Source organism: Methylomonas montana, assembly GCF_030490285.1.
In the GTDB taxonomy this organism is placed as follows: Bacteria; Pseudomonadota; Gammaproteobacteria; order Methylococcales; family Methylomonadaceae; genus Methylomonas; species Methylomonas montana.
The window spans coordinates 631548-657739 of record NZ_CP129884.1 but is presented as its reverse complement, the minus strand read 5'-3'; the positions used below and the strand labels follow the sequence as shown (position 1 = coordinate 657739).

The window sequence follows — 26192 nt, the reverse complement described above, 5'->3', positions numbered from 1 at the left end:
TGCTGACTATTTCAAAACGGCTGCATAGCCTTATCCCGCACTCTTGATCACAGGTGATTTATGAGCAAAATCGGCATTTTTTTCGGAACGGATACTGGCAGTACCCGGCTGGTCGCTAAAAAGATTTTCGGCCTGCTAGGCGAAGAGTTGGCCGACAAGCCCAAAAACATCAATCGAGTCACTCCCGACGAATTACTCAGCTACGACGCGCTGATTTTAGGTACGCCCAGCTACGGCATCGGCGATTTGCCTGGCCTGGCGGCCGGCTGCCAGGAACGTAGCTGGCAAGAGTTCGTCCCCCATCTGGACGGCGTCGACCTATCCGGCAAACGCATCGCTTTGTTCGGGCTGGGTCATCAAGAACGTTATGCGTCACGCTTCGCCAGCTCCCTGATTCAGCTTTACCGGGTATTTTACGGCTACGGCGCCGACATCGTCGGTCGTTGGAGCACCGAGGGCTACAGCTTCGAACATTCCGATTCGGTGATCGACAACCAATTCGTCGGCCTGGTACTGGACCAACGCGGCCAACCGCATCTGACCGACGAGCGTATCAGAGAGTGGCTGGCACAAGTCACGCCACAATTGCTGCCGGTGTTGGCGGAGGCCGCCTAGATGATGGCCTCGTCCATATCGGCAGAGGACGGCCTCGATCTGACACCGCTGGCCGACTGCTCGGGCTGCGCTTACCGTAACACCTTATTGGCGACCGGCACTTGTAAACCCGGCGATTGTTGCGTGGTCGCGGAAAGCGGCCGGCAAATCGACCGCTTCTTCAAAGCCCACCCCGGCTTGGCCTTCGAATACGCCCAAGACCCGTTCTGGGAGCGGCGAGCGATAGCTGCCCGTTACTTACCGACCAATCATTTACAGCCCTTGCTGACCGACCCGGACGAAGCGGTACGCCGCGTGCTGGCCTATCGGGTGCCGCTGGAGTGGCTGCTGGAATTGCGTAGCGACAGCGACCGGGAAGTCCGGGTCACGGTGGCCGACCGCCTGCCGGAACATCAACTTGAATTGATGGCCGACGACCCGGATTATCTGGTGCGGTCTTACGTCGCCAAACGTTTGCCCAAAGGCCGCTTGTTTCGACTGGTGGCCGATCCCGATAACGAAGTGCGCCGCACCGTCGCCGAACGCATCCCCAGCGTCAGCTTAGGCTTGATGGCGGAAGATCACGAAGTCAGCATCCGCCGCATCGTCGCCCAACGCATGGAAATCGACGATCTAGCCCTGATGAGCCAAGACAACGACTGGACCGTGCGATACGAAGTCGCTTTGCGCGCCGATCCGGACTTGTTACAGCAAATGCTCGACGATACCGACGAGGAAGTTCGCCTGACCGCCCTGCAACGCTGGGAATCTTTGCAATCCGAGAACACCGCTCATGAACACTGAACATATCGTCGGCTTGACCTACGCCGACCGCTTACGGATGGCCACCGAAACCCGCCATCGGGCCATCATCGAACGCTTGCAGTCCGATCTGGCCGAACTGACCTCATTGATGGGGCCGATGACCGAAGGGCCGGAGTGGCCGGCTGGTGCCGCCTGGCTGGCCGCGCGGCACCAGCAGAACAGCATCGTGATATCGGATGGATTATCCGACCCCTGGGTCGAGCGAGACAGACCGGAAACCGGCCTGGGCCTGGAAGTGTTTATCGAGAGCCCGGACGCCGGCATCAGCCTTGACGCGCCGCTGATGGCGCTGGCAGATACCTGGTTGTTTCCATTGACCGCCGAAGTCAGCCATACGCTGGCCGGCTACCCGCGTTTGTGCGAGCGCCTGGTCAACGGCGAGCTGCTATCGTTAGAATTCAATATCGACCACATCAAGGATGGCCGCGGCCGCATCGGTGCGCTGCTGGGCATCACCGCCGAAGCCGACAAGCCTTTATCGCTCGCGGGCGGCGAGGTCAAGCTCGTCCCGATAACAATACTGACCAGCGCCGAACTGAAATTTCTGCGCGGCAAGGGCGAACCGGCCCGCCACGAGCTGGCCGGCCTGCTGAAAACCGCCGGCATCGGTCATTTGTCCTCACTCCACCGGCCGTCGCTGGTCTAAGCGGAACAAACCTGCATGAGTATTACCCTGAATATCGATACCTGGCTGTCGGGAAATGGCTTTCAAATTCAACAGCCCCTGGCTGCCAACCCGCATGGCAAGCAGCCCTTAATTCTGGCGGCGCAACAAGGCCGTACCGATGTGTTGGGCTTTCTATTACAGCACGGCGCCGATCTGGAAGTGCTAGATGCCTATGGCAACAACGCCCTATGGGCGGCCTGTTTTGCCGAGGCCGGAGAATGTATCGATTTGCTGCTACAAGCCGGCATAGATATCGACTATCAAAACCCCAGCGGCGCTAGCGCGCTGACCTATGCGGCCTCCAGCGGCAAACACGGGGTGGTGGCGCAATTGCTGGAAGGCGGTGCCAACCCGCTATTAACCACCCAGGACGACTTTAACGCGCTGGATTTAGCCGCCAATCGCCAATGTTTGCAACTGTTACGCACTGCAATGAAAGCCTTGCAGGCGTAGCTAAACTGGAATTAACAGCTTATCGCCTAAATTGCTCCCTATCCTCATGGGAGAGCTGGGGTGAGGGGTTGCGCTTCGCTCCGAGGAAACATTGTCTGTTGGCCGTCAGCTCAAACCCTTTTCGCCTAAAGCCCGCCTATTGCCGCAATTTCAGTGCGGGCATAGAATGCCGCTTTCCCTAACTCACTCCGAGGACTTACCATGTCAGATTCTTATTGGTTTAGAACCGGCGAAGCCACCGTATTTTCCAGCGAAGGCCAAGGCACCGACGCGATGCCGGAAATTCTGATCGGCGACGTCAAAGGCCCGGCCGGTCACGCTTTCGCCAATTTGATGGGCCAAACCGAAGGCCATACCCGGATGTTCGCGATCCGCGCCACCAACCAGCAAGTGCGTCCGGCCACCATCATGGTGCCCAAAGTCACCATCAAATCCTCGGCTTACGTCAATTTGCTAGGCGGCCCTGTGCAATCGGCAATCGCCGATGCGGTGATCGACAGCGTCGCCGACGGTGTGATTCCTCGTCTGCAAGCCAACGAATTGTGCATCATCGCGATGATCTGGATTGATCCGTCCTGCGCCACCAACCCCAGTCTGGACCGCAAAGACTTGTACCGCACCAACTATGAAGCGATGAAACTGGCCATTTCCCGAGCCATGAGCAACTCGCCCAGCATCGACGAACTGATCGCCAACCGTCACAAAATCTTCCACGAGATGTACGACCCCGAGACCGGCGAGTCGCAGTGGTAAGCCGCTAGAGCTAGAGTGTCAGGTATCCGCTGTCGCGGCAACCTGACCTACCTGAGTCGAACGCCATATTAGGTTTTTTGTTCAAAAACCAACTCATAGTGCTCCACTGCGGGAAATGGATTATAGAAATGGTGAAGCAATTGTTTCCATTCCAGATACTGGGTCGAGGAACGAAAACCGATGGTGTGTGCTTCAAGCGTTTGCCAATTAACAAGCAGAATATAACGACTTTCCTTTTCCACACAATGTTGAAGCTGATGTGAGATATAGCCCGGCATACTGGAAATAATGGCCGACGCGGTGCGAAATGCAGCCTCAAACTCAGCTTCTTTTCCTGGAATAACATCAAGAATGGCAACTTCTAGCACAATGATTTTCCAAAAGCCTAACGGTGGACTTCAGACGCGTTGCGCAGCGCCAGCTGAGCTTGGCGTCGCATGCAAGCGGTGTTGGGCGTGCATGGACGGAAAGATTTGCCTAATTTCATGCAACAGGCGTGCGCCGCACATAGTTGGCCAATGCTTGGAAGGCCGCGCCTGGATTTGATGGAAGCTGGATCGAGTTCTCCAGGTAGTTGCCGGGATACTTCACCGGCTGCTCGGTGCGATCGAAGCGGACGAAGTAGAGCGCTGGTCTGGCCGTTTGCAAAAAACGGCTATAGGCTTCCTGGTATTCCTGGAGCATCCAGGTCGAGCCATCGCAACTAGGCGTAATGACTGCCAGAAAAATATCGGCCCGTCGCACCGCCTTTGGAAGGCCGTCGTCATACCAATTCGCCCAGCGTTCATCCAAATGGCCGCTGTGGGGGCTATTTGGCGAGTGTTCGATTTCAAATTTCCCAGTTTTCAACAATGCGAACAATTCCGAGGCCAAACTGTGTTGCTGACCATCATACCAAGACAGAAAGATTTTCGGCATTTCAGTGTTCCTGAAGAATGACTGCACAGGCTATCAGATGCGGCGGATTGCTTCCATCCGATTTATAGGTAAAGCGCACAACAAACGAATTATCGGCGTTACCCACAGGCCTGCTTACATTTCCACAGCACCTGGATATTATTCACAAAATCTGTGGATAACTCTGTTAACAACCCGTTAAATGCGACGCTAAGTTGTTGCTGTGCTTACAGTGGTGTTAAATTGACTAAAAATTATACAACCGCCTGGCAAACCTCCCCGAACCGGACGACGGACAGCGGTGGCAGCCGGGCTTAACCCAGGATTACTCATGATAGATTGGAACCATACTTATGCGGCAATTTGGCGGCAACGCCGGGAATATCTGCGCCCGGTTCGGCAAATCGATCCGATCCGCCTCGATCAATTGTTGGGCATAGAACCGCAGAAGCAACAACTGATCGACAATACCCAACGCTTCCTGGCCGGTTTGCCAGCCAATAACGCTTTGTTATGGGGCGCACGCGGCACCGGCAAATCCTCGCTGGTCAAAGCCTTATTAAACGAATACATGCACGAAGGTTTGCGGATTATCGAAGTGGATAAACAAGACCTGCTGTATCTGCCGGAAATCGTCGACGACATCCGCGAGCACAGTCAGCGCTTTGTGATTTATTGCGACGACCTGTCCTTCGAAAGCGGCGACAGCCTCTATAAGCCGCTGAAGAGCGTGCTGGAAGGCTCCATCGAGCTGCCGCCGGACAATGTGGTGTTTTACGCCACCTCCAATCGCCGTCATTTGTTGCCGGAACATATGCGCGACAATCTCGACACCCAGTTAGTGGACGGCGAAGTGCATTATTCCGACACCATCGAAGAGAAGATCTCCCTGTCGGATCGCTTCGGTCTACGCTTGGCTTTTTATCCGCAACATACCCAAACTTATCTGGATATCGTCGATAGCTATTTTGCCGATTACACCGGCAATCGCGAGGTCTTGCACAAGGCGGCACTGGATTTCGCTCATCAAAATGCCGCCAAGAACGGCCGCAGCGCCAAACAGTTTTTCAATGCCTTTAGCGCCAGCGAGCAAACCGATTAACCTTAAATACGGTTACCCGGAATGGGATTCGCTATCCTGGTGATCTTTAAACCAGGCGCTCAAGCGACTGGGTTCGCCGTGCATGAAATGAGTCATTTCCGCTCGAGCTTCCGCCTCGGAAATATTCATCTCGATTAATAAAGCCAGGGTCTGAGCGAATGCTTCTCGCCGTTTTATCCCTGTTTCGGATAGATCGCGCCGACAACCGAATTCGTCCATCAGCGTCGAACCACACCGGCAATTTCTAAAGGCTTCAACGACCGGCACCCCGTCATCGTCGACAAAGGATTTCAACGACGACCGTCCTCTGGGCATGCCGGTCGTTTCCGCAAAAAACTGCTCGGCAGTGTGATACACATAACCACAGCTGCAGCATTGCTTGGGAAATGACGACTCCAACAATATCTGCAAGCCTTGAAAAACTTGTGGATTCATAACCTACTTCAACGACTGTCTGGAAAATTCGGCGTAGCTGGCATTGTGCCATAACTGAGACGCTAGTAATATCAAAGCTCATCTCTGATCACGGATCGTACATGAGCATCTTAACCTGGAACGACCAATTGCTGGTCGGCATCGATAGTGTCGATAGCCAACACCAGAATCTGGTGACATTAATCAACCGGCTGGATGAAGTCATCGCCTTGGGCGAAGACCACAAAACCGTGCTGGAAACTGTCAACGACCTAGTCGACTACACGGTTTATCACTTCCAACATGAAGAAAAACTGATGCAACAAGCTGGTTTCAATCCGGAAATGTTTAGCAAACACTGCCAGCAGCATCAGGAGTTTGTCGAAAAAATGCAGCGTGTGCAAGCCGATGCACAGTTGGATGCGTCCGCCATTTCCAAGGATTTGCTGGATTTTCTGGTGGACTGGCTGTGCCACCATACCCTCAAAACCGATAAATTAATGGCCATCAGCCTCAACAAAGGTATCGATGCCGCCCAAATTCAACTCGACCGGCACGAGCATGTCGATATTTTGCACAGCAACCTCTATTCGGCGCTCCGCGAAAGCGAAGACCGTTTCAAGGAATTGGCCGACAACCTGCAGGCATTGATCTGGGTGACTAACACCAAAAGTGTGCCGATTTTCTGTAACCACTTCTGGTTTAAAACTTTTGGCCTCGACCACAGCGCCATCAATAAGCAACAATGGATTAACACCATCCACCCCGACGACCGGGAAAAAGTGACTTCCACCTACGAACAAGCCGCCGCAGAGCAAATGAAAATCAGGATGCAGTATCGGCTGCAATCGGCGGATAAAGGCCTGATCTGGATTCTGGAAACAGCCGTACCCCGCATCCGTCAAAATGGCACCTTTGCCGGCCTGATGGGCTGCGGCATGGACATCACCACCCAAAAACAAGCGGAAGCAGCGCTAGCCAAAATCAATCTACAATTGGAAGAACAGGTTAATCAACGCACCCACGCATTGACCACCGCCAACAGATCCCTAGAATTGGAAAAAAATCGGCAAACCTTACTGAATCAACAACTCCAGGAAACTCAGTCCTATCTGGTGCAATCGGAAAAAATGGCCTCAATCGGCCAACTGGCAGCCGGCGTGGCTCACGAGATCAATAATCCGTTAGGCTACATTTATTCCAACTTGAACAGTCTGCAACAATATATTCGAGAACTGATCCAGGTTGCGGAATTGGCTGAACGACTAATCGAGCAACTGCCAGCCGATAATCCCGATATCCAAGCCTATCAACAACTGAAGCAGAGCATCAATCTGGACTACGTGAAAACCGATGCCCCCGAACTGGTTAAGGAATCGCTGGAGGGCGCCATCCGCGCCAAGAAAATCGTGCAAGATTTACGCGATTTTTCGCGTATCGATAAGCAGGAACGCGCCATGTTCGACCTGGAGGCGGGACTGGACGCCACTCTGAACATCGTCAATAACGAACTGAAATTCAAAGCCGAGGTGATCAAGGAATACGCCGGCCTGAAACCGTTCGAGTGTGTCGGCACACAATTGAATCAGGTGTTCATGAACCTGCTGGTCAACGCCGCACAAGCTATCCAAGACTTCGGAAAAATCACCATTCGCACCGGCTACCAGGATGCCGACTGGCTGTGGGTGGAGATAGAAGACACCGGCCAAGGCATGGACGCGGAAACCCAAGCCAGGATATTCGACCCGTTTTTCACGACCAAACCTATCGGCAAAGGCACCGGTTTGGGCTTATCCTTGTCATATAAGACCATCAAGGATCATCGCGGCAACATCGCCGTGAATTCGGAGCCGGGTCGAGGCACCCTCTTTCGGATCAATTTACCCGTCCATCCCGCCGCTTAGATAACCATAGCACCCGCCATGAACGACTTGTCGCTAACCGCTAACAAAACTGCCAATCTACTGTTCGTCGATGACGAGCCCAATGTGTTGAAAGCGTTAAAGCGCTTGTTCCGTTCGGCTGAATACAGCGCTCATCTAGCCGAAAGCGGAGCGGAAGGCTTGGAGATATTGAAGGTCCAATCCATCGACTTGATCATTTCCGACATGCGCATGCCGCAGATGAATGGCGCCGAGTTTTTAGCACGGGCCGCCGAGGGCTGGCCGGACACGGTACGGATTCTGCTGACCGGATATGCCGACATCGAATCGACCATTGCCGCAGTCAACAACGGCAAGATTTACAGTTACTGCAGTAAGCCTTGGGAAGACCATGAACTGAAAATTCTGGTCAATAATGCCATCGAGCAAAAACGGCTACGTGAAGAACGTCAGCAATTGTTCGACATCATCAACGACCAAAACCGCCAACTCAGGGAGCTGAACGCCAGTCTGGAAGAAAAAGTCGAAAAGCGTACCGAGCAATTAAGAAAATCCCTGCTGGTCATCGAGCAGTCTAACGATGCATTGAAAAAACAATATACCGATTCGGTCAAAGCGTTTGCCAAGATTATCGAAATGCGGCCCGGCATCAAAAGCGGCCATGCCAAATACATCGCCGAAAACGCCCGGGAAGTGGCCTTGAAACTGAACATGGAGATGACCGATGTCAAAGATGTGATCTATGCTGGCTTGTTGCTGCAAATCGGCAAAATGAGCCTGCCGGACAGCCTACTGACCTTATCGCATTTTGCGATGAACAGCCAGCAAAAGAAACGTTTTCTGAATCACGCCCAGGAAGGCCACAATTTATTGCAAGGCATCGACCCGCTGCATAACGCCGCCTTGCTGATCAGCCATCAATACGAATATTACGACGGCTCCGGCCATCCAATGGGATTGACGGGCCAAGCCATCCCGCTGGGCGCGCGGATACTGACGGTGATCCAGGACTACATCACCTACCTGGATGGCTCAATGACTGGTTCGGCCATGGGTGTTGAGCAGGTAAAAGAACGGCTGTTGTCGAAAAAAAGCGTTTATTATGACCCGGAGGTAGTGGATATTTTTCTGGGTTTGCTGAAGTCATTGGAAACCAGCGACGAGCGGCCGATTATCGAAATATCCTGGACTCAGTTGCAGCCAGGCATGGAAGCGGCGGAAGTGATCTGCAACGAGGTGCTTTATCTAAAGAATCAGATTCTCACCGAGAAAAATATCGAGGACGTTCTCAACCTCAGGAAACACGGCAAAAACTTGATTCTGCGGGTACGACTGGGAAACGATGATAGCAAGCAATAGCCGGTCTGCTAATCCAGATCCTGCTCATCAAGAATGATGGAGCCGTCTTCGGCCCAATTGACCTGGGTAATGCCGGGCTCCTCCGCCTCAAGCGCCTTGATCAGCGCGTCCTTTTCGTCCAGCAATTTTTGCTGGGCGCGCACCTGGTCGGCCAAGGCCCGATTTTCCATCAACATCCGCTTGTGCACCAAGCCGTTTTCGACCACATTGACGATTTCCAGATTGCTCCAGGGTTTGTTGATAAATCGAAATACTTGTGCCTCGTTGATGGCATGCTGAGCCCCTTCCAGGTCGGCGAAGCCGGTCAACACGATACGAATCGCATCCGGTTGCATGCGCTTAAACAGAATTAAAAAGTCGATACCGTTCATACCCGGCATCCGGTAATCGGAAATCACCAGGTCGAAAGCCTGATTCTCCGCCAACTCTAACGCTTCTTCGCCGCTGCCAGCGCTCATGGGATCGTATTGCTTCAACAAGCGTGTCAGCGCCTTCAACACATTGGGCTCGTCGTCGACGAGCAGGATTTTAATATCTGCTTGATTCATAATTTTGCCATCACTGGATTATGTGCTTTAGATAGTCTGGCACGGAAAAACGCATCCGCAAGTTCAAACCTAAAAACCACAGCCTATCGCTCTCATGCTCGACATTCCTCTCGATTTGACAATTCTTGGTGAATCGGCAGCCACACCCGAAACCGGCTGCCCCGGCCAAGTTCGCTGTCGACCTCGATTCTACCGCCGTGTTTGCGGACAATGTTTTGTGAAATCGACAATCCCAGCCCGGTGCCCTTACCCACCGGTTTGGTCGTAAAAAAGGGTTCAAACAAGCGCGTCAGATTTTCCGGGGCAATGCCGTTGCCATTATCGCTAATGTCCACCCAAACCGCCCGGTCGTCGCAGCCGGTGCGAATATCAATGTCGCCCTTGGTTTCGATGGCTTGGGCAGCATTGACCAGCAAATTCATGAACACCTGGTTCAACTGCGAGGGCCGGCAATAAATTTGCGGAATATCGCCGTAATATTTATGCACGGTGCAATGGTATTTAAGCTCGTTGCCAATAATGTTCAGCGTCGAATCCAAACCTTTATGCAAATCCCCCAGCTCCCAATCGTCACTGTCGATATGGGCAAAATCTTTCAAGCCCTGAACAATATCGCGCACCCGCGTAAGGCCATCCCTCGATTCGGCAATTAGTTCTGGAATATCGTTACGCAAATAACTGAGCTGTTTTTGTTGTTTCAGTTCTTGTAATTGGCTGGCAGCCTCAATTGTAACCGGGCTAGCGGCCAGCGTGGCACAGCAAGCGTCCAATACGCTAAAAACGTCGCGTAAATAACCGTCGAGGGTGTTTAGATTGGAATTGACAAAACCGATCGGATTATTGATTTCATGGGCGATACCAGCCGCTAATTGTCCAATCGCCGCCAGTTTTTCCGATTGCAACAACTGCAAATGCACCTGCTGAATTTCTTGATGCCGGCGTTTTACTTCCGCTTCCAAAAAACTATTGTGATCCTTCAAGCGGTCGCGCGCGTTTTTCAACTCCAGATGGGTACGTATCCTCGCCAATAAAATCGATAAATGACAAGGTTTATAGATGTAATCGACCGCACCCAAGCTCAAGCCGCGCTCCTCTTCCCGATCCGAACTCAACACGCTCACGAATATCACCGGAATATCACGGGTGCTGGGCTCATCTTTTAGCCGGGTGATCACCTGATAACCATCCATATCAGGCATCATCACATCCAGCAGAATCAGATCCGGTCTCGGGGCAGCGTGCGCCAGTTGCAAGGCCCGCTGTCCGCCGGTGGCCACTAAAACCCGATAATGAGACGTCAAAAATTGTCCCAAAACCGAAAGATTGATGGATTCGTCATCCACTAACAAAATGGTGGCGGCATGCTCGCCTGACTGGTCAAAGGCGTTCATTGGTTCCTATTCGATTGGGGAAAACCATCCAATCCGCGTTACTGATGCGGCTAAGCTTATTTAGACGGTAATCAAGGCTGGTTTTTATTGTGGGCAAAATACGCCAATAGTTTACCTGATTACCCATAAGCCTCAGCTAATTTGAGCAAACGGCCCGGCATGGGTGGAGAATTAGCCGCAGCGATGAGAAACCGCGGCATTATGGTTTGCAGATAGAATCTGCGATTAAAACGATAACAAAACTCGGCCAGATAGCGGGGTAAATGTTTGGACTGAATGGCATGGTAAGTGCCATTGATGGAGCGCTTCACGTTACCGATCATGGTATTGACCCAGGCGAATTCTTCTTTCGTCACGCTGTCAGGACCACCGCCGGTGACAATGGAGTAATGGTGACAACCGTGATCGAGCACGGCGGAAAAGCAAGCTAAGCCGTCCGAGTACACCAGACTACCCGGCTGAAGATGATGGCCGGCCCAGCGCTTGATTTCGCTGTTGCGGAAGCCTTTGACGACATTCAAGTTCATCGCGATAGGATGGTGTTCCTTGTTCAGCGCCACCGCCGCGACAAAAGGCGTCTTGTTTTCCGAACCTCGCCCGCGTTTGCCACCCCGATGCTCGCCGCCCCAGTAAACGTCATCGAGTTGAATAATGCCGGTCAGCGGTTTGCGATCATCGCGCTCTTTCATTGCCTGCATGATCTTGTGCTTGAGGCTCCAGGCGGTGTTGTAGGAAACGCCGATTTGCCGCTTCAAGGCTAAAGCCGACAAACTGGTTTTGGCTTGAGTCAGCAGATGAATCGCCAGAAACCACACGGTGAGCGGCAACTTGGTTTGTTCGAACAGCGTACCGCTGATCAACGAGGTTTGGTGATGGCACGTCGTGCACTGATACAAATTGCGAGTCTTGATCACGCTATAGCGGCGGCGACCGCAGCCTGGGCATTGAAACCCGGATGGCCATCGCGCCTGAAATAGCCCTGCGGCACACTGGCTTTCAGTACCGTAGCGATTCATGAAATCCGTCAGGCTAAAGCCTTTTTGAAATTGGATCGGATTCTTTTTCATGCCACGATCTCCTGTCAGTTCATAGCTTTCATTGGACTAGCAGGATGCTCGTAAGTTGCTGAGGGTCGTGGGTAATCAGGATAGTTTATGCTGTGAATGATTATCCAACAACCACCAATGGTTTGGGCGCGGCCTCCCAACGTCAGGTGATCGTCGAGAAGGCGTCGAAACCGACGAACACGGTTTGCTGCTATTGAAACTGGGTTGCGACAACGCCCGGCCGATGCCGGCCGACGTGCTGCCGGACTGGATTAACAATTGGTTTCCGCATCGCGAGTGGTTACAACCATGATACGAATCGCTAGCCGTCGCACCTAGCGTAGGCTTTTCGTAGGGCCGGTCTAAAGCATCGCGGCCAGCTAACACATCGCCATTGCGTGAGGTCAGCAAGGGTTGGCTCTAACGCCGACCAACCATCAGCTCGATTTCCTCGACGATTTCTTCCTGACGCAGCCGGTTGCGTTGCCGCTTTAATTCCTCACCGCCACGTTCCAGATGCCGCAATGCGGTTTCCATCTGCATCAGCCGCATATGGTTTTCCACCCGGATCGAGCGCATTAATAAAGCCAGCAAAGTATGAAACAGATAATGCTCGGCGACACCAGCGGCAACGTCCGCCGCTGGCGCGAAAGTCAGCGGCGGATTTTGACGGGTATTGCCGGCGACGTGCGGCAAGGGCCAAAGGCGTTGACTACGCGCACCCTGTTCATCGCGGATGCAAGCGACCAATCCGAACTCGCCGCCTTCGCGCAGCTCGGCTACCGCCGCCAAAATATTGTCGATCGCCGCCGGGGCGTCCAATCCGCCGTCGGCACCGCGCAGCCGTTGCAGCCCATCGCGCTCACCGACCATCTGATGCAGGCGTTCCCCAACCAGAATCAACGAGCCTTGCTCATTAGATTCGGTTCGCCAAAAGCGCATCACGTCTTCGTTAAAACTACCGCAGAAACCGCGCACGGAACCCAATAGCAGCCAGATGTCGTTGGCGGGATTGCTTAAGACCTGTTCCGGTAAACTGTCGGCCAAATCGGCCAAGGCCGTTTCCAAGGATTGCACCACCTGTTGTTGAGCGGCTTCGCGTTTGCCGACTTTACGCAGTTCGGCCAATGCAAAACTGCGCATCGCGCCAAGGATGCCGGACAAATCGTCGAACAAGGCTAAACGGGCTTCTACTTCCCGGCGCTGACTCATGCTTTAGTCGCCAAGAGTTGCCGCAATACCGTCAGCCATTGCTGTTTTGGGGAATCCAGTTTCAGCTTGGTGGCCGGCAATTGCGCCAGCAGATTTGCCAATACAGCCGCAGCCTGTTCCGGCAGGACAGCCTCCAGCAATCCCTCGCCATAAGCCAGCAACCAGGCTAGATGAGCTTGCTCCGATAAGGGCTGCAAACGATCCTGTTTCAAAATTTCCCGCAGCAAGCGGCCGCGTTGCAGCTTTTCTTCAACGCCGGCTTCCAAACGGGTGCCGAAGCGGGCAAACAACTCCAGCTCCAGAAACTGCAAATAATCCAGCCGGATATGCGCGGAGGCGGTTTTGATCGCCGGATGCTGAGCCTTGCCGCCGATGCGCGATACCGAGCGGCCGATGTCGATCGCCGGCAGCATGCCGGCCGCGAACAGTTTACTTTCCAAATAAATCTGGCCGTCGGTGATCGAAATCAGATTGGTGGGAATGTACGCCGACAACTCGCCCTGGCGGGTCTCGATGATAGGCAGCGCGGTCATGCTGCCGCCGCCGTACTCCAGCGCCAACACCGTCGAGCGCTCGAGCAAGCGGGAATGCAGATAAAAAATATCGCCCGGATAAGCCTCGCGGCCCGGCGGCCGTTGCAGCAGCAGCGACAGTTCTCGATAGGATTGGGCGTGACGGGTCAGGTCGTCGTAGACCACCAAGGTGTCGCGGCCCATCCGCATCCAGTGCTCGGCGATCGCGCAACCGGCGAACGGCGCCAGGTATCGGAATCCCGGCAAGGCATTGGCTTCGGCGACCACCACGACGGTGTACGCCAATGCGTCGGCCTGGCGTAGCGCCTCTATGGTGCCGGCCACGGAAGAGCGCGGTTGACCGATCAATACCATCACGCACAACACATTGCGACCGCGTTGATTGATCACGGCATCCAGCGCCAGTGCGCTCTTGCCGATGCCGTCGTCGCCAATAATTAACTGGCGCTGGCCCTTGCCGATCGGAATCAGGGTATCGACGATCTTACAGCCGGTATATAAAGGCTCACTAACAAAATCGCGTTCGATGATAGGTGGCGCGGCCGCTTCCAGCGGCCGAAACTGGCGTAGTTCCGGCTGCGGCAGGCCATCCAGCGGACTGCCGAGCGGATCGACCACCCGGCCTAGCAAGACGTCGCCAACGCCGATTTCCAGCTTACGGCCGATATGCTGCACCGCCATGCCAGCAGTGACGCCACGGCTTTGCGACAACAAAATCGCACCCAGCACATCTTTACCCAACTGAAACACCAAGCCGGTGCTGCCGTCGTCGAAACCGATCAACTCATCGAGCCGCGCCGTGGGCAAACCACGTATCCAGGCGATGCCGTCGCCAATGCCGGCCACGCAACCGCGTTCCGACAAGCGCAGACCGAAACGATAAGGTCTATTTGGCTCAGCCATGGTTGGCCTGGCGCCGGAAAAATGCCAACTCGTCGGCCAGATTGGCGTGCAACTGGCACTCGCCGACCACCGCGCGTAGTCCGGCGATCAGCTGTGGGTCTTCTTTATAACTTAGCTGCAGCGTCTGTCCCGCCGCCGCCGCCAAACCCTGAGTTACCGCGCCGCGCGTGGCTTCATCCAAGGGATGAGCGCTGATCACTTCGACCGCGGAAGCGGCAATCAACATCGCCGCCGCTTTGCGCAGCGCAGCTTGTTCGCTGTCCGGCATATTGGCTAAATCTTGCAGAAATACATCGACAATATTCTGCGTCAATTGCGGCCTGGCCAGCCGTTGCAACATCGCCGCGGCCTGACCGTAAGCCGCGCCGGCCGCCTCCCGAATCAACGCGGCCTCCCGCGCCGCGATGAGCGTCTGGTTGCGAACCCGCAATTTGGCTTCTTCATCGGCGAGGGTTTGTTTCAGATTCTCTGTTGCAATACTACGCATCTGAGCCAGCTCTTCGTCCAGCTGGCGGCGACTAGTTTCTTGCTGTTGATTCCAATCGGCCAATCGTTGCTCGTATTGTTGGCGCAAGACTTCCGCCTCATTGCGTAATTGTGCGGCGCGTTCGGTTTCGTCCTTGATCCGCTGTTGGCGGGCATCGAGCATCGCCAGTACCGGGCGATACAGAAAGCGTTGCAGTATCCACACCAAAACCAGAAAGTTGAGAATTTCCAGAATGAAGGTTGTCCAGTCGAATTGCATCATGGCGGGGTAACCTGTTGTTGGATGTGTTTTGCGGCGTCGTTATGAAAACCATCTATGGCTTTCGCCCTGGTATCTTAACTCTCGCCATGATTTCGGTGTCTGAAAAATTTAAGCGCTACACATTATGAACTAAGCGTCGCTTGAGGCCGGGTTGCTTACCGCTTAAAATAGCGGCCAATTTCCAGGTTCTCCTCCGCTCCACCAGCCACGCCAGTGCAGACCAGATGACGAGCCCAATCCCTCTTCGCACATCGTTATCCTATGGCCTCTCTGCAAGCACACCTGTCACACCCTAAGTATCGCCCCGATATCGACGGCTTGAGAGCGATTGCCGTTATCTCTGTGGTCGCTTTCCACGCCTTTCCAGACCGCTTACAAGGAGGATTTATAGGTGTCGATATTTTCTTTGTTATCTCAGGCTACCTGATCTCTACCATTATTTTTCAAAACTTGGAGAGGGGCACGTTCAGCTTCGCCGAGTTCTACGCCCGCCGCATCAAGCGTATTTTTCCGGCCCTGTTGCTGGTATTGATCGCCAGCTATGGCTTCGGTTGGTTCGCACTATTCGCCGATGAATACAAGCAACTGGGCAAGCACATTGCCGCCGGCGCGGGATTCGTTTCCAACATCGTGTTGTGGAACGAAGCCGGTTATTTCGACAACTCCGCGGAGACTAAACCGCTACTGCATTTGTGGAGTCTAGGCATTGAAGAACAATTTTACATTGTTTGGCCGCTATTGCTTTGGTTTGCCTGGGAGCGGAATTTTAATCTGCTGACCATTACGCTTCTGGTTGCCATCGTGTCCTTCTGCCTGAATGTTAAGGGGATACTGTCTCATCCCGTGGCCACTTTTTACTCGCCGCAAACCCGGTTTTGGGAGTTGTTGTGCGGCAGCTTACTGGCGTGGATGACACTCTATAAGAAAGGCTTGTTCGCGACGCTCAGAACCAAGCTTGACGGTTGGCTGGCTTACGCAGTTTATCGAGAATCGCATGCAGCCGACGGCAAAACCCTTGCCAATGCACTTTCGTTTGTGGGCCTATTTCTCTTGGTTTACGGGTTTTTCCTGATCAATAAGGATTTCAACTTCCCTGGCCGGTGGGCAATGGTGCCCATGGTGGCAGCGGTGCTAATCATATCGGCCGGACCGAATGCCTGGGTTAATCGCATAGTCCTATCTCATCCGCTGGCGGTATGGTTTGGCTTGATCAGCTTTCCATTGTATTTATGGCACTGGCCATTGTTATCTTTTGCCCGGATAGTCGAGACCGAAGTCCCGAGCATCAATATTCGTATCGTCGCGGTAGGCCTGGCTATTGCGTTGGCTTGGCTTACCTACAAACTGGTGGAAAAACCGATACGCTTCGGCAGTCACAGCAGCGTTAAGACGACGGTGCTGGTGCTGCTAATGATCGGTATTGGTTATGTTGGTTATGGCTCGTATTCGATGAATGGGCTCGAATTTCGTCAAGCCGATGCGCCAACCAAAACGAAGATGTTTGCCGATGTGAACGGCACTGTGCTCTACAACACGCCCGAAGACTGGGTTGATGAGCGTTGCAAGGCGGCGTTAGGGTCTAGTTACAATTATCTGATGTGCCGCTTTACCACTGCGACGCCAAAGACACTGGTGGTCGGCGACAGTCACGCCGCGCAATTTGTCTACGACTCGATTTCTCAAGGCTCTAACGATCTAGCCTTGGTGGCGGTGAATGGCTGCCTACCTTTTATCGATCTGGTCACCATTAATCCGACCGAAGAATTCGCGGAAAAATCGACTCGGTGTAAGGTCATCATGCCTATCGTGCTGAAGTTGCTGAGAGATTTTCCCACTATTCAGCGCGTCGTTTTCGCGACGCGAGGGGCGATGTACATCGAAGGCTCCGGCTATGGCAATACCGAAAAAAAGAACAATTATCGGATTATCAAGAGCCCCGACGATCTGTTGGCGGAAAATTACAACCAATTCATTTCCGGCTATGTCGCTTCAATTAATGAAATTCTAAAGCTCGGTAAAGCGGTTGTTTTTATTGAAGATGTGCCGGAAATTGGCGTGAGCGCAAAAAACTGTGTGGACGAACGTCCGTTACGGATTACCGCCAGAGAACTTCCTGAGTGCGATGTTTCCAGGAAGTCTTTTGACGAGCGCAATTTAAACTACAGAAGAGCGGTTGGCTCTATCGATACCGCCACCCATAACCGGATTAAGATTTTCCCCGCGTATGAATATTTATGTGATGAATTATCTTGCGGCGGCCTGCAGGATGGCGCCTCTTATTTTTACGACGACGACCATCTTTCCATGAGAGGTAGTCGCTTTATTTTTGACAAATATGCTGAGTGGCTGGGTCAAGAGCCCAAGTAAGCATATCGATCTTTGATAAAAAAGGTCACGGATATTGAGTTACTTTAGAAAATACTCAAGCAACGGATTTCTAAACAACACGATCAACGCCACCACCAAACAATAAATCGCCAAGGACTCTATCATCGCCAAGCCGATGAACAAGGTACGGGTGATGGTTTTCTCGGCTTCCGGCTGGCGAGCCAGGGCTTCCAGCGCGGCGGCTATGGCCTTCCCCATTGCCAGAGCGGGCAGCATGGTACCGAGGGCGATGACCAGTCCGGCCACGCCGGTGGATATCATGCTGAATAAATGGATGTCGTTCATGGCTATTCCTCGGGAATTGCGGATGTTTCGGATTCTGTCGGTTCCAGCGCCCCAGCGATGTAAATCAAGGCCAACATGCCGAAGATGTAAGCTTGCACCACAGCTTCGATGACGTGCAACATCAATAACGGCACTGGCACCAGGAACCCGGCGATCAACAATACCAGTAAGGCCGCCATTTCCAGACTCATGATGTTGCCGAACAAGCGGATAGCCAAGGCCAGCGTGCGGGTAAACTCGCTGATGATATGAAACGGCAGCAGGATGACGCTGGGTTCAGCGTAATGGTGAAAATGTTGGCGCCAGCCACGGTCGCGTATCCCAAACCAGTGGGTGGAGCCGAACACCAGCACCGCCAATGCAGCGGTCGCCGACAAGTCGCGGGTCGGCGCGTGCAATTCTGGAATCAATCCTACCAGATTGGCTACCAGCACAAACAGCCACAAAGTCGCCACAAAGGGTAAGACCCGGCGCACCGAAGCCGCCGGCAATACTTCGGCTATCGCCCCTTCGATCGCCACCACCACCGCTTCGAGCAAATTTTGTAGCCGGGACGGCGGGCGACTCAAACCTAGCAGCAAACTTAATAACAAAAAAACCAGCATCACGCCCCAAGTGGTAACTACCGTGTTGCTAAACGCCAATGGGCCAAGCTGAAAAACGATGTCGGCGGCCGATTCAGTGTTGTTCATGTCCATACCTCCAATCAAACCGGAAGAGCACACCCGCATCGCCAGCCAAAGAGGGGTTCGCTCGGATTTCCCCGCACCCAACCTTCTGCGAAACCCGTCTAAATATATGACCTGAAGGCGTGTGCGACTCGCTTATTCGACAGCCAGGTATTGCCCTGGTGCCAATGGGCTTTCGTAGCGAATACCTTCCCGGAAAAATTGTTCAGGGTTCGACGCGATCTCGCGGGCTGCCAGGAATTGCGCATAATAGTTGCGGGACGCGAAGCCAAACGCCGGGCCGTCATAGGCTTCGACGATACGCACGAAATCGTTACCGACTTGGTTTTGGGCGCGCTTCATGCCGCCGATGCCGTGATTGTAAGAGGTGACGGCCGCCGGCCAGTCACCGAGCTTGCCGTAAGCGTAACTCAGATAACGCGCGGCACCGGTAGCGGAAACGAACGGATCGAAACGTTGATCGATACTATCTCCACCGGGCATAAAAGTTTTCGCGGCGGCTTTAGTAAACTGCCACATGCCGACCGCGCCAGCCGAAGATCTGGCGGCCGGTTGAAACGAGGATTCCACATGCGGCAGGTAAGCCAAGTCTTCCGGCAAACCGGCGTCTCGGAAAGTTTTTCTGAATTGCAGATCGTAGCGACCGCTGATTTCCAGGCCGCGCTTAAAGCGTTCGCGAGTGCCGCGTTGCGAGCGCAGCCGATCGCTGGCGCCTGGCAACATACTATTTAACGATCTGCCGTTGCTTTCCAGTTTAGCGATCAATTGCTTGTCGTTGACGTTCAACGCCGCGCCGTAGCGCAATTTGCTTTCCAAGCTGGCCAATTGAGCTTTCCAATAGTCGCGCCTTTGGCTCACCATTTCTTTTTGCTCGGGCGTTAAACCTTCTGCGACATAGCCCGGCAAGGTCATTACTTCGTAGACGATATCCAGATAACGATCATCGTGAAAAGCCACTTCGGAACGTTGCCAAACGCCATAGGTTTTTCGCCAGAAATCGACGGCAGGCTCCAGTTCCGCCGGTTTCGGGAAAGTCCCCGTATAAAATACCGGTTTATACGGCGCCGGTTGCGGTCGATAAGCAGGTCTTTGCTGGACGATATTCGGTCTAACCGAGGCGATTTTCCCTCGTTTTACCGGCGAACTGCTACTACAGGCATTCAGCAACACTAAGGCTATTAAGGGAAGCGGTAAACGCAGCAGGAGTCGTTTCATTTTTAATCTTGTTATGGAGTGCAACGTTGATCGATGTAAAGTTCGCTAAGCCGAGGAGTCGGGAAATAATCCTCTTGTATTTTCAACAAATAATAGCGCTCATTTCGAATTTCAGTGAAGAATAAATCCGAAAAAAATTAGTTTTTTTCCTGCAAAAATCGAAAAACGTTATAGCCGCCGATGACAATGCCCAAAACAATCAAACTGACCGTCCAACGCACTGAATAACCGGCGACTAAAGTATCCAACCAGCGGCCTAAATAAGCGCCGGCGACGATAGGTACGACAAACAACAGTCCCAGAGTGCCGCCGTAAAACAGCATACCGACCCAAGTCGCCGGCCGACGAGTCTTATCGTCCAAACGCCGCAGATCGCGGCGGGTATGTTCGATCAATTTATCTCGAAAGCTCATGGCTAAATTCCCGTTGATCCGTGGCCGCTCAGTTCGGCTAGACGCCTGACCAGCGAACGCTCGATTTCCGATAATGTGGCCCGCGCGGTGTGCACTTCAGAATCAGCCTGGGACATTTCCGCCGCAAGCCGTTCACAGATGACGGCGCGGTCGTCGCCCAGGAAGTAGCGTACCGTGGTGACGGTGAGTCGATTCTCGGCAAAACGCAGCACTCCTCCCGGCAGAGCCAGATAGTGCCAAACGCCGGACTGATCGCAAAAACGTGCCAGCCCGTAACGAAGTAGCGCCACGCTATGAACATGACCAGCCAAAACCCCAAAACTGCCATCGGCATCGGCGCCGATGAACTGGGTCACGGTGTCGAAACGCTCGACGCCGCGGCTATCCAGCAAAGTTAACGCGAAACTGCTCATGCTGACATCGCACCTTTCATATAGCAATCGGCTTCGCTGAGTTGATCGTATTTGCCGTCCATGAAGGCTTCGCAGTCGGCGATGGTCTGCGCCAACGGCACGCGCACGCCCGGCATGCCGGTATGATCGGCGACGGTGGTAAACGGCTGGGTCAAATAGCGCTGCAAACGCCGCGCCCGCTCGACGATACGTCTGTCTTCCGGCGACAGCTCTTCGATACCTAGCATGGCGATAATATCTTCCAACTCGCGATAGCGCGACAGATGTTCACGCACCGCCCTCGCCACCTGATAATGGCGGTCGCCGAGGATATGATGATCCATAATCCGGCTGCCGGAACGTAGCGGATCGATGGCCGGATAAATACCTTTGGCAGCCTGCTGACGGGACAGAATCACCACGCTGTCGAGATGGCCGAGAATAGTCGCCACGGCCGGATCGGACATATCGTCGGCCGGCACATAAACCGCCTGCACCGAGGTGATGGAACCGGATTGGGTGGAAACGATGCGCTCTTCCAGCGATGCGACTTCAGTTAAAAGCGTTGGCTGATAACCGACCGTGGCCGGCATCCGCCCCAGCAAACCGGAAATTTCGCTGCCGGCCTGCACGAACCGAAAAATATTGTCCATCAGAAACAACACTTCGGTATCGAGTGTATCGCGCAAATATTCGGCATAAGCCAACGCGGTGTAGCCGACATGAAAGCGCACGCCAGGCGATTCGTCCATTTGCCCGTAGACTAGCAGGGCCTTAGGCAATACGCCGGCATCGGCCATTTCATGCCAGAGTTCATGGCCCTCGCGCATGCGTTCGCCGACGCCGGCGTAAACCGAAACGCCTTGCATCGTCACGCTGACAGCGTGCATGAACTCCATCATCAGTACGGTCTTACCGACGCCGGCACCACCGAACAGCCCGGTTTTCCCTCCCCGCACAAACGGACAGAGCAGATCGATAACCTTGATGCCCGTTTCCAGAATTTGCGAGGCAGGCAGGGTGTCGGACAGTAAGGGCGGCGCGGAGAGGATGTTACGGAAAGTGGTGTTAGGTAACGGTTTACCGCCGTCGAGCGGATCGCCGAAGACGTTCAGCATCCGTCCCAAACAGCTAGGATCAACCGGCACATTCAACGCATCGCCGCGATCGAATACCGGCATGCCGCGATAGATTCCGGAGACGGAATGCAAGGCAATCGCCCGAATCAGCGTCGGCTCCAAATGCTGAAAGACCACCAACACGTAACGCCCTTCGCCATTAAGCACATCCAGCGCCTGACCGATCGGCGGCAAATAGTCGCAACGCACGTCGACCACCGGACCTTGCGCGGCTTCGATTCGACCGACTTGGGCGGATGGAACAGTCATAGCATCAAGCTCCCATGGGGTCGCACAACATTGATTACGCGGCAAACTTGTTTGCAAATTCTCGATTGCGAAAACAACTTTCTATTACAATAAGTCCATTCGGAGGGGCGCTTGAGTTGTTAGCCAGGAAGCCTACTCCCCCTACCGACTGTTTTCAGCGTGTTTCGGCTTTGCGTCGCCACCGCGGCATTCCCGCTGCAAATATCTAAACTTTGGACTTTATCACAATGTCTTATCGGAACATCATCGAAAAATGTCGATGTTCCGACAAAAAGCGTTGCATATTGCGTTTATCCTCGACAGCCTATTCGCACAAAAGAGGGGGAGAAACATGGAACCGTCAGCAACTCGGCCCAGCTATTGCTCGCGATGCGGCGATCATATTTCAGCTGATGAATTGGAAGTTCTGGGAGACGCTAAACTGTGCGTTTTTTGCAGCAATACTCAAATCGAATGTCTGGAAATTTACCATTCCAGGGTCAAAAAACCCAAGCCACGGCTATCGTTGGCGCGCAAAACAAAAATTCAAAGCTATACGAGGGCATGAATTAAAACAAAGCGCTGTACCCTTGCCTATTCTTCAGCCAGCCCGCGATTAAAAACTTGGAAGATAACTCGTTTCCCAGCTTAATAGGGAAAACCGGTACGCTGACAATGTAAGCGCCCGGTCATCAAACCGACATTACTGTTTAATGTTCTTATAGCCCTCTTCACTCTCACGCATGATTTTTTGGCCTTCCTCGACCAGATTACGGCCTTCGTCGATTTTTGCCTGGCCATCGCGCTGCATCGTTTGACCGCGTTCCATCATTTGTTTGCCTTCCTGCCAACGGCTGCCTAATTGGGCTATACCCTGGCTATCGCGTAACATTTGCTCGCCGGACAAAATTTTATCCGCGGCAGGCTTAACCGGCGCCGCTGGCTCGCTAGCACAACCGGCCGCCATTAACGTTACTAGCAGAACGGGAGTATTCAATTTAATTTTGCGCATGATAATGCCCTCTTGTAATGCACTCGAAATGATGGGAAATACTGCAAAACACCATGGTATCTTGCAGTGGTTTTTTCAAGCCGCCGACCCTGCTTTAGTTTCGCCGCCGCGGCATGATGCCGTATACCGACATCTGGACCACAGCCAATAAACCAGCAATGCCGACGCCAACCAAACAGTCACCAATGGCCCGACTACGCCATCGTAATATGTGTTAACCAGATAAAGAAAATCGGCCTGCAAATTGACGTTGAATAAATCCCGGCTGATTTTGATCTGCCAAACCCAAGCGGCATGGCAACCGATACACAAACCCAGGCTTTGCGGTACCCGGCTCCTCAGCACGGCTAAAAAGACGCCAACCATCAATAACGCCAGAAAAGAGCTCAATATCGCAGGATTCAACCAGTTCGCAAAGGCCTCCATCATCAATTGAAAACCGCTGTCCCATTCCAATTCGGCGTAGGCTATATGCGACGACGGCTTTAAAAAATGCAAGGCGGCAAAATATACCGAGCACAGCACTATCGCAATACCGAGCGGCATTTTCCGACGGAAAATGCTCAATAACATACCTCTGAACAACAATTCTTCACCCACCGCGATCAACATGGCGAAGAACAAACCTAATCCTACTTTTTCTAAAACTTTACCGGCCGTCCAATGCCGGGTACTGTCCCAAACATGGACATCCAAGAGATACAAGGCTAACAACACCGGCAGTAATGTCACCAAACCCAGCAGCAGGCCTCGCCATACTTGCCTAAAAAATACCGCGCGGGGCGCAAATCCTAAGTCAGTCCAACTGAAATGCAAACGCCTTTTCAGCGGAAAAACGCTAAGGATCAGCAAAACTAGCGTGGTTTTACTGATGAGTTTGTGGAGCGGCAAGATGTCCCCGGTTAATCGCAATAAACCGTTGTCCAAAAGACTGGCGCCGGCGGCCAGGGTAACCAGCAATGCCAGCGGCGCCAGTGCGTAGACAGCAAATCGTATCAATTAAAATCCCCCCATAAGGTTTGTACCGCAGTCAATGCCGACAACACTGCGGTTTCAGTTCGCAAGATGCGAGCGCCCATCCGCACCGGTACGAATCCAGCGGCTTTGGCGATTTGCCTTTCCTGTTCGCTAAAGCCCCCTTCCGGACCGGACAACAGGGTGACGTGGTTGTGTTCGGGTTGCAAGTCGGTCAAGGCTTGTTCGGCGTACGGGTCGAGAAAAACCTTTAAATCCCGCTGCAGACTGACCCAGTGCTCCAGATCGGCAATCTCGCTCAGCACTGGCAAGCGCGTGCGTCCTGATTGCTCGGCGGCGTGCTGGACGATGTGTTGCCAATGCTGCAGACGCTGATGCTTCTTATCGTCGTGGAACTTGATCACGCAGCGTTCGGTGACCAGCGGCGTCAGTTGAGTGACCCCCAGTTCCACGGCTTTTTGTACCGCCCAATCCATCCGGTCGCCGCGCGAAATGCCTAAACCCAATGTGATTCCTAGCGGCGATTCAACGTTGCGATCGACAAACCGCTCGATCTCGACCCGTACCGTTTTCCGGCTGACTTCACTAAATCGCCCCAGATATTCGCCGCCTTGGCCATTGAATAATACGATAGTCTGATCTTGCTTTAAACGCAGTACGCTACGCAGGTAATGGGCAGCATCGTCATCCAATTCAACGCGGCTGCCGACATTTAACGGCACAGCGACATACAAGCGGGACACGCGCATCAGTCTTGCACCGCCAGTTGGATGCCCTGCCAAGCGACATCGGCCATCAGTTGTATCTCCTGTTCATTGATGACATAGGGTGGCATGAAATAAATGACATTACCCAACGGCCGCAATAACACACCGCGGCTCAAGGCATATCGATACACGCTCAAACCTCGTCGCTGCTGCCAGGGGAAGGCTTCCCGAGTTTGTTTGTTTTTAATCAGTTCGATCGCGACGATCATACCGGTTTGCCGCACTTCGGCAACATGGGGATGTTCATTAAAGTGTTCGACCGCTTTAGCCATTACCGCCGCCAACTGGCGGTTACGGCCCAATATATCCTGAGTTTGAAAAATTTCGATGCTGGTCAGCGCCGCCCGGCAAGCTAACGCGTTGCCGGTATAACTGTGCGAATGCAAAAACGCGGTGAGATTTTGGTAGTCATCGTAGAATGCTTGATAAATCGTATTGGCGGTCAATACCGCCGATAACGGCAAATAGCCGCCGGTCAGGCCTTTGGACAAACAGAGAAAATCGGGGCTAATCCCAGCCTGCTCGCAAGCAAACAAGGTTCCGGTACGGCCAAAACCCACGGCGATTTCATCGGCGATCAGATGCACGCCGTATTTGTCGCAAGCCTCACGCAGCATTCTCAAATACACCGGATGATACATACGCATGCCGCCCGCACACTGCACCAGCGGCTCGACGATCACCGCGCACACGTCTTCACCATGTCGGGCCAGCGCCTCCTCCATGTCGACAAAGCGGCGAATCGAATAATCTTCCCAGCTTTCATCGGCCTCGCGGTAAAAGCAATCCGGGCTAGGAACGGTGATCACATCCATCAGCAATGGCGCGTAGGTTTCCTTGTATAGCGCCACGTTGCCGACTGCCAGCGCACCTAAGGTTTCGCCGTGATAGCTGTTTTCCAAGGTGATGAATTTGGTTTTTTGGGATTGACCGAGGTTACGCCAATAATGAAAACTCATCTTCAACGCCACTTCGATAGCGGAAGAGCCATTGTCGGCATAAAAGCATTTGTCCAGGCCCGGCGGCGTGATTTCCACCAGTTTTTCCGCCAGCGTGACGGCCGCTTCGTGGGTGAAGCCACCAAGAATCACATGCTCCAGCGTTTCGAGTTGATCCTTTAGCGCCTGATTGATAATAGGATTAGCATGGCCGAACAGATTCACCCACCAGGAACTAATCGCATCCAAATAGCGATTGCCTTCGAAATCCTCCAACCAAACGCCGCTAGCGGATTTGATCGGAATCAACGGCAAACTGCCGCCGGCGGGATCGTAATCCTTCATCTGGCTACAGGGATGCCAGAGAACGGCTAAATCGCGTTGCACAAAAGCTTGATTATTCATAACTTGCACAAAAAAGGG

General features: G+C 53.4%; 29 protein-coding genes. 10 read left to right on the top strand and 19 right to left on the bottom strand.

Annotated elements, in window-relative coordinates; all coding sequences use genetic code 11:
* Positions 1-60 precede the first annotated feature (60 nt).
* From QZJ86_RS03195 to fae, 5 genes are all read left to right on the top strand, one after another.
* The gene (locus QZJ86_RS03195) at positions 61-615 is read left to right on the top strand and encodes a flavodoxin (protein ID WP_301936366.1); all 555 of its coding nucleotides are present in this window, start codon (positions 61-63) and stop codon (positions 613-615) included.
* Positions 616-1398 (top strand): 4Fe4S-binding leucine-rich repeat protein, encoded by a 783-nt coding sequence (locus QZJ86_RS03190; protein ID WP_301936365.1) that lies wholly within the window; start codon positions 616-618, stop codon positions 1396-1398.
* Positions 1388-2065, top strand: coding sequence for a hypothetical protein (locus QZJ86_RS03185; protein ID WP_301936363.1), 678 nt, complete (start codon positions 1388-1390; stop codon positions 2063-2065). The genes QZJ86_RS03190 and QZJ86_RS03185 overlap by 11 nt, the downstream gene beginning before the upstream one ends.
* A gap of 15 nt (positions 2066-2080) precedes the next feature.
* Positions 2081-2539 carry an ankyrin repeat domain-containing protein gene (locus tag QZJ86_RS03180; RefSeq protein ID WP_301936362.1) on the top strand — a complete coding sequence of 153 codons (459 nt, stop codon included), beginning with the start codon at positions 2081-2083 and terminating at the stop codon, positions 2537-2539.
* Positions 2540-2740: 201 nt separating this feature from the next.
* Positions 2741-3292, top strand: a complete 552-nt coding sequence (fae, locus tag QZJ86_RS03175) for a formaldehyde-activating enzyme (protein WP_301936360.1) — start codon at positions 2741-2743, stop codon at positions 3290-3292.
* 68 nt (positions 3293-3360) lie between these two features.
* Here the strand turns inward: fae and QZJ86_RS03170 are convergent, their stop codons facing one another.
* Positions 3361-3660, bottom strand: coding sequence for an antibiotic biosynthesis monooxygenase family protein (locus QZJ86_RS03170; RefSeq protein WP_301936359.1), 300 nt, complete (start codon positions 3658-3660; stop codon positions 3361-3363).
* Positions 3661-3775: 115 nt separating this feature from the next.
* Entirely contained in the window at positions 3776-4210 is a 435-nt protein-coding gene (locus QZJ86_RS03165) for a hypothetical protein (RefSeq protein WP_301936358.1), read from the bottom strand.
* A gap of 310 nt (positions 4211-4520) precedes the next feature.
* Here QZJ86_RS03165 and QZJ86_RS03160 point away from each other — a divergent pair, with 310 nt between their 5' ends.
* On the top strand, positions 4521-5291 hold the full coding sequence (locus QZJ86_RS03160; RefSeq protein ID WP_301936357.1) for an ATP-binding protein: 771 nt from the start codon (positions 4521-4523) through the stop codon (positions 5289-5291).
* A 12-nt stretch (positions 5292-5303) separates the two neighbouring features.
* Here the strand turns inward: QZJ86_RS03160 and QZJ86_RS03155 are convergent, their stop codons facing one another.
* Positions 5304-5726 carry a hypothetical protein gene (locus tag QZJ86_RS03155; RefSeq protein ID WP_301936356.1) on the bottom strand — a complete coding sequence of 141 codons (423 nt, stop codon included), beginning with the start codon at positions 5724-5726 and terminating at the stop codon, positions 5304-5306.
* A gap of 101 nt (positions 5727-5827) precedes the next feature.
* Between QZJ86_RS03155 and QZJ86_RS03150 the strand changes: the two genes are divergently transcribed.
* Together QZJ86_RS03150 and QZJ86_RS03145 are read left to right on the top strand one after the other, a co-directional pair.
* Complete coding sequence (locus QZJ86_RS03150) at positions 5828-7609, top strand: bacteriohemerythrin (RefSeq protein WP_301936354.1); 1782 nt, start codon at positions 5828-5830, stop codon at positions 7607-7609.
* A gap of 18 nt (positions 7610-7627) precedes the next feature.
* A complete protein-coding gene (locus QZJ86_RS03145; RefSeq protein ID WP_301936352.1) occupies positions 7628-8947 on the top strand; it encodes an HD domain-containing phosphohydrolase in 1320 nt (439 codons plus the stop codon).
* A gap of 8 nt (positions 8948-8955) precedes the next feature.
* Here the strand turns inward: QZJ86_RS03145 and QZJ86_RS03140 are convergent, their stop codons facing one another.
* The 6 genes from QZJ86_RS03140 to QZJ86_RS03115 all read right to left on the bottom strand — a co-directional run bounded on the left by QZJ86_RS03140 (position 8956) and on the right by QZJ86_RS03115 (position 15328).
* Positions 8956-9495 (bottom strand): response regulator, encoded by a 540-nt coding sequence (locus QZJ86_RS03140; RefSeq protein ID WP_301936350.1) that lies wholly within the window; start codon positions 9493-9495, stop codon positions 8956-8958.
* 92 nt (positions 9496-9587) lie between these two features.
* A complete protein-coding gene (locus tag QZJ86_RS03135) occupies positions 9588-10886 on the bottom strand; it encodes an ATP-binding protein (protein WP_301936348.1) in 1299 nt (432 codons plus the stop codon).
* A 119-nt stretch (positions 10887-11005) separates the two neighbouring features.
* On the bottom strand, positions 11006-11953 hold the full coding sequence (locus tag QZJ86_RS03130; protein WP_301936346.1) for an IS1595 family transposase: 948 nt from the start codon (positions 11951-11953) through the stop codon (positions 11006-11008).
* Positions 11954-12352: 399 nt separating this feature from the next.
* Complete coding sequence (locus tag QZJ86_RS03125) at positions 12353-13144, bottom strand: F0F1 ATP synthase subunit gamma (RefSeq protein ID WP_301936344.1); 792 nt, start codon at positions 13142-13144, stop codon at positions 12353-12355.
* Positions 13141-14580 (bottom strand): F0F1 ATP synthase subunit alpha, encoded by a 1440-nt coding sequence (locus tag QZJ86_RS03120; RefSeq protein ID WP_301936342.1) that lies wholly within the window; start codon positions 14578-14580, stop codon positions 13141-13143. Before QZJ86_RS03120 ends, QZJ86_RS03125 begins: the two co-directional genes overlap by 4 nt.
* Entirely contained in the window at positions 14573-15328 is a 756-nt protein-coding gene (locus QZJ86_RS03115) for a F0F1 ATP synthase subunit delta (RefSeq protein WP_301936341.1), read from the bottom strand. The genes QZJ86_RS03120 and QZJ86_RS03115 overlap by 8 nt, the downstream gene beginning before the upstream one ends.
* Positions 15329-15589: 261 nt before the next feature.
* Between QZJ86_RS03115 and QZJ86_RS03110 the strand changes: the two genes are divergently transcribed.
* A complete protein-coding gene (locus tag QZJ86_RS03110) occupies positions 15590-17695 on the top strand; it encodes an acyltransferase family protein (protein WP_301936340.1) in 2106 nt (701 codons plus the stop codon).
* Positions 17696-17734: 39 nt separating this feature from the next.
* Here QZJ86_RS03110 and QZJ86_RS03105 read toward each other — a convergent pair whose 3' ends face one another.
* The 6 genes from QZJ86_RS03105 to atpD all read right to left on the bottom strand — a co-directional run bounded on the left by QZJ86_RS03105 (position 17735) and on the right by atpD (position 22098).
* A complete protein-coding gene (locus QZJ86_RS03105) occupies positions 17735-18001 on the bottom strand; it encodes a F0F1 ATP synthase subunit C (RefSeq protein ID WP_020483596.1) in 267 nt (88 codons plus the stop codon).
* Between the two features lie 2 nt (positions 18002-18003).
* A complete protein-coding gene (locus QZJ86_RS03100) occupies positions 18004-18693 on the bottom strand; it encodes a F0F1 ATP synthase subunit A (RefSeq protein WP_301936338.1) in 690 nt (229 codons plus the stop codon).
* A gap of 132 nt (positions 18694-18825) precedes the next feature.
* A complete protein-coding gene (locus QZJ86_RS03095) occupies positions 18826-19905 on the bottom strand; it encodes a lytic transglycosylase domain-containing protein (protein ID WP_301936337.1) in 1080 nt (359 codons plus the stop codon).
* A gap of 137 nt (positions 19906-20042) precedes the next feature.
* Positions 20043-20318: an AtpZ/AtpI family protein gene (locus QZJ86_RS03090; RefSeq protein WP_301936335.1), complete on the bottom strand. Its 276-nt coding sequence runs from the start codon at positions 20316-20318 to the stop codon at positions 20043-20045.
* Between the two features lie 2 nt (positions 20319-20320).
* Positions 20321-20731, bottom strand: coding sequence for a F0F1 ATP synthase subunit epsilon (locus QZJ86_RS03085; RefSeq protein ID WP_301936333.1), 411 nt, complete (start codon positions 20729-20731; stop codon positions 20321-20323).
* Positions 20728-22098 carry a F0F1 ATP synthase subunit beta gene (gene atpD, locus QZJ86_RS03080; RefSeq protein WP_301936331.1) on the bottom strand — a complete coding sequence of 457 codons (1371 nt, stop codon included), beginning with the start codon at positions 22096-22098 and terminating at the stop codon, positions 20728-20730. Before atpD ends, QZJ86_RS03085 begins: the two co-directional genes overlap by 4 nt.
* A 227-nt stretch (positions 22099-22325) precedes the next feature.
* Here atpD and QZJ86_RS03075 point away from each other — a divergent pair, with 227 nt between their 5' ends.
* Complete coding sequence (locus tag QZJ86_RS03075; RefSeq protein ID WP_301936329.1) at positions 22326-22697, top strand: hypothetical protein; 372 nt, start codon at positions 22326-22328, stop codon at positions 22695-22697.
* Positions 22698-22780: 83 nt separating this feature from the next.
* Here the strand turns inward: QZJ86_RS03075 and QZJ86_RS03070 are convergent, their stop codons facing one another.
* The 4 genes from QZJ86_RS03070 to QZJ86_RS03055 all read right to left on the bottom strand — a co-directional run bounded on the left by QZJ86_RS03070 (position 22781) and on the right by QZJ86_RS03055 (position 26174).
* Positions 22781-23089, bottom strand: coding sequence for a hypothetical protein (locus tag QZJ86_RS03070; RefSeq protein WP_301936328.1), 309 nt, complete (start codon positions 23087-23089; stop codon positions 22781-22783).
* Positions 23090-23164: 75 nt separating this feature from the next.
* Entirely contained in the window at positions 23165-24088 is a 924-nt protein-coding gene (locus QZJ86_RS03065) for a CPBP family intramembrane glutamic endopeptidase (RefSeq protein ID WP_301936326.1), read from the bottom strand.
* A complete protein-coding gene (locus QZJ86_RS03060; RefSeq protein ID WP_301936325.1) occupies positions 24085-24813 on the bottom strand; it encodes a 16S rRNA (uracil(1498)-N(3))-methyltransferase in 729 nt (242 codons plus the stop codon). The genes QZJ86_RS03065 and QZJ86_RS03060 overlap by 4 nt, the downstream gene beginning before the upstream one ends.
* The gene (locus QZJ86_RS03055; protein WP_301936323.1) at positions 24813-26174 is read right to left on the bottom strand and encodes an adenosylmethionine--8-amino-7-oxononanoate transaminase; all 1362 of its coding nucleotides are present in this window, start codon (positions 26172-26174) and stop codon (positions 24813-24815) included. Before QZJ86_RS03055 ends, QZJ86_RS03060 begins: the two co-directional genes overlap by 1 nt.
* Positions 26175-26192 lie beyond the last annotated feature (18 nt).

What these genes read in the sequence shown, in the direction of transcription:
- QZJ86_RS03195 (WP_301936366.1), top strand. Translation starts at nt 61, where the DNA reads ATGAGCAAAATCGGCATTTTTTTCGGAACGGATACTGGCAGTACCCGG.
- QZJ86_RS03190 (WP_301936365.1), top strand. Translation starts at nt 616, where the DNA reads ATGATGGCCTCGTCCATATCGGCAGAGGACGGCCTCGATCTGACACCG.
- QZJ86_RS03185 (WP_301936363.1), top strand. Translation starts at nt 1,388, where the DNA reads ATGAACACTGAACATATCGTCGGCTTGACCTACGCCGACCGCTTACGG.
- QZJ86_RS03180 (WP_301936362.1), top strand. Translation starts at nt 2,081, where the DNA reads ATGAGTATTACCCTGAATATCGATACCTGGCTGTCGGGAAATGGCTTT.
- fae (WP_301936360.1), top strand. Translation starts at nt 2,741, where the DNA reads ATGTCAGATTCTTATTGGTTTAGAACCGGCGAAGCCACCGTATTTTCC.
- QZJ86_RS03165 (WP_301936358.1), bottom strand. Translation starts at nt 4,210, where the DNA reads ATGCCGAAAATCTTTCTGTCTTGGTATGATGGTCAGCAACACAGTTTG.
- QZJ86_RS03160 (WP_301936357.1), top strand. Translation starts at nt 4,521, where the DNA reads ATGATAGATTGGAACCATACTTATGCGGCAATTTGGCGGCAACGCCGG.
- QZJ86_RS03155 (WP_301936356.1), bottom strand. Translation starts at nt 5,726, where the DNA reads ATGAATCCACAAGTTTTTCAAGGCTTGCAGATATTGTTGGAGTCGTCA.
- QZJ86_RS03150 (WP_301936354.1), top strand. Translation starts at nt 5,828, where the DNA reads ATGAGCATCTTAACCTGGAACGACCAATTGCTGGTCGGCATCGATAGT.
- QZJ86_RS03145 (WP_301936352.1), top strand. Translation starts at nt 7,628, where the DNA reads ATGAACGACTTGTCGCTAACCGCTAACAAAACTGCCAATCTACTGTTC.
- QZJ86_RS03140 (WP_301936350.1), bottom strand. Translation starts at nt 9,495, where the DNA reads ATGAATCAAGCAGATATTAAAATCCTGCTCGTCGACGACGAGCCCAAT.
- QZJ86_RS03135 (WP_301936348.1), bottom strand. Translation starts at nt 10,886, where the DNA reads ATGAACGCCTTTGACCAGTCAGGCGAGCATGCCGCCACCATTTTGTTA.
- QZJ86_RS03130 (WP_301936346.1), bottom strand. Translation starts at nt 11,953, where the DNA reads ATGAAAAAGAATCCGATCCAATTTCAAAAAGGCTTTAGCCTGACGGAT.
- QZJ86_RS03125 (WP_301936344.1), bottom strand. Translation starts at nt 13,144, where the DNA reads ATGAGTCAGCGCCGGGAAGTAGAAGCCCGTTTAGCCTTGTTCGACGAT.
- QZJ86_RS03120 (WP_301936342.1), bottom strand. Translation starts at nt 14,580, where the DNA reads ATGGCTGAGCCAAATAGACCTTATCGTTTCGGTCTGCGCTTGTCGGAA.
- QZJ86_RS03115 (WP_301936341.1), bottom strand. Translation starts at nt 15,328, where the DNA reads ATGATGCAATTCGACTGGACAACCTTCATTCTGGAAATTCTCAACTTT.
- QZJ86_RS03110 (WP_301936340.1), top strand. Translation starts at nt 15,590, where the DNA reads ATGGCCTCTCTGCAAGCACACCTGTCACACCCTAAGTATCGCCCCGAT.
- QZJ86_RS03105 (WP_020483596.1), bottom strand. Translation starts at nt 18,001, where the DNA reads ATGAACGACATCCATTTATTCAGCATGATATCCACCGGCGTGGCCGGA.
- QZJ86_RS03100 (WP_301936338.1), bottom strand. Translation starts at nt 18,693, where the DNA reads ATGAACAACACTGAATCGGCCGCCGACATCGTTTTTCAGCTTGGCCCA.
- QZJ86_RS03095 (WP_301936337.1), bottom strand. Translation starts at nt 19,905, where the DNA reads ATGAAACGACTCCTGCTGCGTTTACCGCTTCCCTTAATAGCCTTAGTG.
- QZJ86_RS03090 (WP_301936335.1), bottom strand. Translation starts at nt 20,318, where the DNA reads ATGAGCTTTCGAGATAAATTGATCGAACATACCCGCCGCGATCTGCGG.
- QZJ86_RS03085 (WP_301936333.1), bottom strand. Translation starts at nt 20,731, where the DNA reads ATGAGCAGTTTCGCGTTAACTTTGCTGGATAGCCGCGGCGTCGAGCGT.
- atpD (WP_301936331.1), bottom strand. Translation starts at nt 22,098, where the DNA reads ATGACTGTTCCATCCGCCCAAGTCGGTCGAATCGAAGCCGCGCAAGGT.
- QZJ86_RS03075 (WP_301936329.1), top strand. Translation starts at nt 22,326, where the DNA reads ATGTCTTATCGGAACATCATCGAAAAATGTCGATGTTCCGACAAAAAG.
- QZJ86_RS03070 (WP_301936328.1), bottom strand. Translation starts at nt 23,089, where the DNA reads ATGCGCAAAATTAAATTGAATACTCCCGTTCTGCTAGTAACGTTAATG.
- QZJ86_RS03060 (WP_301936325.1), bottom strand. Translation starts at nt 24,813, where the DNA reads ATGCGCGTGTCCCGCTTGTATGTCGCTGTGCCGTTAAATGTCGGCAGC.
- QZJ86_RS03055 (WP_301936323.1), bottom strand. Translation starts at nt 26,174, where the DNA reads ATGAATAATCAAGCTTTTGTGCAACGCGATTTAGCCGTTCTCTGGCAT.